The sequence below is a fragment of the Actinomycetospora sp. genome (genome assembly GCF_055612215.1).
The window spans coordinates 1-2,928 of the sequence record NZ_JBVPVA010000309.1 but is presented as its reverse complement, the minus strand read 5'-3'; the positions used below and the strand labels follow the sequence as shown (position 1 = coordinate 2,928).

General features: G+C 73.8%; 3 protein-coding genes. 2 read left to right on the top strand and 1 reads right to left on the bottom strand.

The features are described 5' to 3' along the window. Nucleotides 1–33 precede the first annotated feature (33 nt). On the top strand, nt 34–981 hold the full coding sequence (locus AC0CYZ_RS08845; RefSeq protein WP_472214360.1) for a GH12 family glycosyl hydrolase domain-containing protein: 948 nt from the start codon (nt 34–36) through the stop codon (nt 979–981). 90 nt (nt 982–1,071) lie between these two features. On the opposite strand, the gene AC0CYZ_RS08840 is transcribed toward AC0CYZ_RS08845, so the two are convergent. Next, nucleotides 1,072–1,662: an NADPH-dependent FMN reductase gene (locus AC0CYZ_RS08840; RefSeq protein WP_472214358.1), complete on the bottom strand. Its 591-nt coding sequence runs from the start codon at nt 1,660–1,662 to the stop codon at nt 1,072–1,074. Between the two features lie 112 nt (nt 1,663–1,774). Here AC0CYZ_RS08840 and hisD point away from each other — a divergent pair. Then, nucleotides 1,775–2,928 (top strand): histidinol dehydrogenase (hisD, locus tag AC0CYZ_RS08835; RefSeq protein WP_472214362.1); only part of this gene is annotated, 1,154 nt, incomplete at its 3' end.

The window sequence follows — 2,928 nt, the reverse complement described above, 5'->3', positions numbered from 1 at the left end:
CCCGGCCCACCTCACAGGGGGAACGAGCAGATCATGACGGACCAGACCCGAGTTCGCGGCGGCCGCGCCGCGGTGCGTCGGGCGGCAGCCCGGGCCACCCGCCGGACCCGCTACCTGCTCGCGGCCGGGCTCGCGCTCGTCGTGACGCTGGCGTCGGTGTTCGTCGGGAACGCGGTGGGCATGGCGGCGACGCCGACGCCCGCGCCGCCCGTGCCCGCCGCCGCCGCGGCCGCCACGACCACCGCCACGACCAAGGCGCCCGTGACGCCGGTGGCGCCCGTGACCACGCCCGCACCGGTCCCCGGCCAGATCTGCGACCCGTTCGGGTCCAAGACGGTCGGCGCCGGCAAGTACCTCGTGCAGAACGACCGCTGGGGCGCCACGACCCAGCAGTGCATCACGCCCTTCGACACCGGCTTCAACGTCGACATCGCGCAGCACACCAACAACGGCGGCCCGGCCGGCTACCCGTCGATCCTGCGGGGCTGCAACTACGGCTTCTGCACCGCCGCCTCGCCGTTCCCGGCCCAGGTCTCCTCGCTGGGCACCGTCCGGTCGAACTGGTCGACGAAGGGCCCGACGGCGGGCGGGACCCAGCAGTACAACACCGCCTACGACATCTGGTTCGACCCGACGAAGACCAACGCCGCCCGCAACACCGGCGCGGAGATGATGATCTGGCTGAACCGCACGTCGTGGGTCCAGCCGATCGGCAAGCCGTACTACAACGTCAACATCGGCGGCACGACCTGGACGATCTGGTACGGCAAGACCGACCTGCCGGTCATCTCCTACGTCCGGGCGACCCCGACGACGACCGTGTCGAACCTGCCGATCGAGGCGTTCGTCCGGGACGCGACGCTGCGCGGCGTGGTCAAGCCGGCCTGGTACCTGACCAGCGTGCAGGCCGGGTTCGAGCCGTGGACCGGCGGCACCGGGCTGCGGACCAACTCGTTCTCGGTGACCCGCAACGGGCAGTGATCGGCGGCTCCACCACCTGAACGTCAGAAAAGCCCGTGGCCGACACCCAGTGTCGGCCACGGGACTTTCTGACGTCAGGAGCCGCTCGGCTCAGCGTGCGCCGCGCAGCCCCAGGATCTCCAGCCACGACCCGAGCCCGTCGAGCGCCGCCTTGGCACCGGCCTCGGTCTCCGGGGCCGGCTCGAACGTCCGCGCCTCGCCCTCACCGGAGACGCGCTGCCCGGCGAACGGGATCGGCACGGTGCCCGCGACCACCATCTGCAGCCCGACCAGGACGGGGATGAGCGCCTCGGCGGCCCGGGCGCCCGCGGCGACGCCGCCGTAGCTGACCAGGGCGACCGGCTTGCGCGCCCACTCCTGGTTGAGGTGGTCGAGCGCGTTCTTCAGGGCCGCGTTGTAGCTGTGGTTGTACTCGGGGAAGACGATCGCGAAGGCGTCCGCGCGGGCGATCGTCGCGCTGAAGGCCTTGGTCGAGTCGAGCGTGTAGCGGGCGAACCGCGGGTGCTCCGGCTCGGCGAACATCGGTAGGGCCACGTCGGCGAGGTCGACGATCTCGACGTCGAAGGCCTCGTACTCGCGGGCGTAGTCGCCGAACCACCGCGCGATCGGCTCGCCGACCCGGCCCGGTCGCGTGCTCGCGACGATGATCTGCAGCAGGGGGCGACGCTGCGCGTCCGTCATGGGGCTCCTCGGGTGGAACTCGGTTGTTGCCACAACCATCGTGCCCCCGCCGCGGGCTCCGACGCCGTCGGGGACCCCGATTAGGCTGGCTTCCGTGGCCGAGACGACATCCCTGCTCACGCGATCCGACCTGCGCGGCGGGGTCCCCGGGCCCGCGGCGCTGCGCGCGATGCTGCCGCGGGCGGAGATGGACGTCGACGCGGTGGTCGAGCGGGTCCGCCCGATCCTCGACGCGGTGCGCGAGCGCGGGGTCGACGCGGTGCTGGAGTACGGCGAGCGCTTCGACGGCGTGCGCTCGGAGTCGGTGCGGGTCCCGACGGCGGCCCTGCGCGAGGCCCTCGAGGCGGTCGACCCCGAGGTGCGGGCGGCGCTGGAGACCTCCATCGCCCGGGCGCGCGCGGTCCACGCCGACCAGCGGCGCACCGACACCACGACGCAGGTCGTCCCCGGCGGCACCGTCACCGAGCGCTGGGTACCGGTGGCGCGCGTCGGGCTCTACGCGCCCGGCGGGCTGGCGGTCTACCCGTCCAGCGTGGTCATGAACGTGGTCCCGGCGCAGGCCGCGGGAGTCGAGGGCCTCGTCGTCTGCTCGCCGCCGCAGCGCGAGTTCGGCGGCCGGCCGCACCCGCTGATCCTCGCGGCGGCCGCGCTGCTCGACGTCGAGGAGGTGTGGGCCGTCGGGGGTGCGCAGGCCGTCGCGCTGCTGGCCTACGGCGGCACCGACACCGACGGCGCCGACCTCGAGCCGGTCGACATGGTCACCGGCCCCGGGAACGTCTACGTGACGGCGGCCAAGCGGACGCTGCGCGGGCGGATCGGGATCGACTCCGAGGCCGGCACCACCGAGATCGCGATCCTGGCCGACGCCACGGCCGACCCGGTGCACGTCGCCGCCGACCTCATCAGCCAGGCCGAGCACGACCCCGCGGCCGCGTCGGTGCTGGTGACGACGTCGACGGAGCTCGCCGACGCCGTCGACTCCGAGCTCACCACCCAGGTCGGCACCACCAAGCACGACGAGCGGATCCGCACCGCCCTCGCGGGCCCGCAGTCGGGGACGATCCTCGTGGCCGACCTCGACGCCGGGGTCCGCGTGGTCGACGCCTACGCCGCGGAGCACCTGGAGATCCAGACCGAGGACGCGGCCGGGGTGGCCGCCCGGGTGCGCAACGCCGGCGCGGTGTTCGTCGGCGCCCACAGCCCGGTCTCGCTCGGCGACTACTGCGCGGGGTCCAACCACGTGCTGCCCACCGGCGGCTGCGCCCG

Coding starts and splice junctions, on each gene's coding strand:
- AC0CYZ_RS08845 (WP_472214360.1), top strand. CDS start 34: ATGACGGACCAGACCCGAGTTCGCGGCGGCCGCGCCGCGGTGCGTCGG.
- AC0CYZ_RS08840 (WP_472214358.1), bottom strand. CDS start 1,662: ATGACGGACGCGCAGCGTCGCCCCCTGCTGCAGATCATCGTCGCGAGC.